This is a genomic window from Janthinobacterium violaceinigrum, from assembly GCF_009208555.1.
Taxonomy (GTDB): Bacteria; Pseudomonadota; Gammaproteobacteria; order Burkholderiales; family Burkholderiaceae_D; genus Janthinobacterium; species Janthinobacterium violaceinigrum.
The window spans coordinates 1-1,892 of the sequence record NZ_WFLI01000088.1 but is presented as its reverse complement, the minus strand read 5'-3'; the positions used below and the strand labels follow the sequence as shown (position 1 = coordinate 1,892).

1 protein-coding gene is annotated in these 1,892 nt (G+C 64.9%); it reads right to left on the bottom strand.

Translation table 11 applies throughout. The features are described 5' to 3' along the window. The coding region (locus tag GCN75_RS28705) for a beta strand repeat-containing protein (RefSeq protein WP_405002842.1) at nt 1–1,892 on the bottom strand (1,892 nt) is incomplete at both ends.

Sequence of the window (1,892 nt, the reverse complement as noted above, 5' to 3'; positions counted from 1 at the left end):
TTGCCGTCGATATTCGTCAGGTCGCCCGCCTGCAGGCGCAGATTTGCGCTGTTGACGGCGATGCGCCCGCCCGTATTGTCCAGCGCGCCCGTCTCGATGACGGTGTCGCCCGTGCCCGTCTGTATCACGGTGCCCTTGGCGTTGTCCAGGTTGGCCACGCGCAGGGACAGTTGCCCCGCGCTCAGGCTGCCGCCCTGGTTGACCAGTGCCTGGCCATTGGCGGCATTGGCCGTGATGCTCAATAGGCCATTGGTCGACACGATGGCCTTGCTGGTCGTCACATTGCCCGCCAGGGCCGTCAAGCCGATATGCGCCGCACTGCTCTGGCTGCCGCCCACGTCGACCGACGCGCCCGTCATCTGCAGCTGGCCGGCCGCCATGTTCTGGCCGCCAGCCTGCAAGACGCCACGGGCCGTCACCGTCAAGTCACCGGCCGAGGCAAAGCTGCCATCGGCGCGCATGCCGGCCGCCAACAGGCCGTTGCCGCTCAGACTGCCCGCCGTGATCGTCGTATTGCCCAAGGCGGCCAGACTGCCCGTATTGTTCAGCAAGCCGCCGATCTCCAGGCTCTGGCTGCGTCCCGCATACAGCACGCCCGCGTTGAGCACGTCGCCGCTGACCTTGGCGATGATATCGCTACCCGCGCTGAGCGTGCCTTGCGCATTGCGCACGCTGACCGCATCCAGGCGCAAGGCGCCGGTGCCCGCCTGCAGCAAGCCGCGCGTATTGTCGATGGCGCCACCCAGGTGCAGATCGGTTGCCGCCGCGATCACGCCATCGGTATTGATGAGCGCGCCGCTGCTGACGATATCGGCGGACGTGGCCGAGGTGATCTTGCCTTTGGTGTTGTCCAGGCTGCCGGTCTGCACCGACAAGGTGCCGTTGCCAGCGATTTCGCCACTCGTATTGTCCAGCAAACCCATGACGGCGACATGCATATTACCGGTACCCGTCTGCAGCAGATGGCCGCCCCGGTTGCTCAGGCTGTCGGCCTGCACGCTCAGGGAGCGTCCCGTGGTGGTCGCGTTGGCGTGGTCAAGCAGGCCGGCCTTCAGATCGACGGCGCCATTGCCGATGATGCTGCCGCCGGCGCCCTGCAAGGTGGCTGCCGTGATGGCCAGGGTGCCGGCACCCGCATGCTCGATCTTGCCGCCCGCATTCGTCAAGCTGGCCGCGCCCAGAGTGAGATTGGCGCTATTGACGGCGATGCGCCCGGCGCTGTTGTCGAGATTGCCCGTCTGGATGACGGTATCGCCCGTGCCCGTCTGGATCACGGTACCTTTGGCGTTGTCGAGATTGCCCACGTGCAGGTCGAGTTGGCCGGCGCTGAGTTGTCCTTCCGTATTGCGCAAGGTGTCTCGCGCATGGATCGTCAAGGCGCCAGGCGTGCTGACCACAGCTTTCTGTGTACTGACGTCACCCGCGGTTGCCGTCAAAGCAATGCTGGTCGCGCTGGTCTGGCTGCCAGACAGGTCCACGCTGGCACCTGTCAGGTTCGCCTTGCCTGCCGCCAGATTCTGGCCATGCGCGGCCAGCGCTTGTGTTGTGCTGATCGTCAAGTCGCCTGCCGTGCCCAGTTTGCCATCGGCTTGCATGCCAGCGCCAATCAGGCTGCTTGCACTGCTGTCGAGGGTTTTCGCCGTCAAGCTGGTATTGCCCTGCGCCGCGATGACGCCCGTGTTGACGATGGCGCCTGTTGCAGTCAGGGATTGATTCCCAGCCGCATACATACTGCCCGTGTTGTTCAGGCTAGCCAGTGTCGCGTTCAGGTTGGCGCCGGCAAACACATTGCCGGCGGTATTGTTCAAGTTCGCCACGTTCAGGGTGGCGTTGCCGGCCACGGCCTGCAATTGGCCCTTGGTATTGTCGATGTCGCCACCGCTCAATGCCAG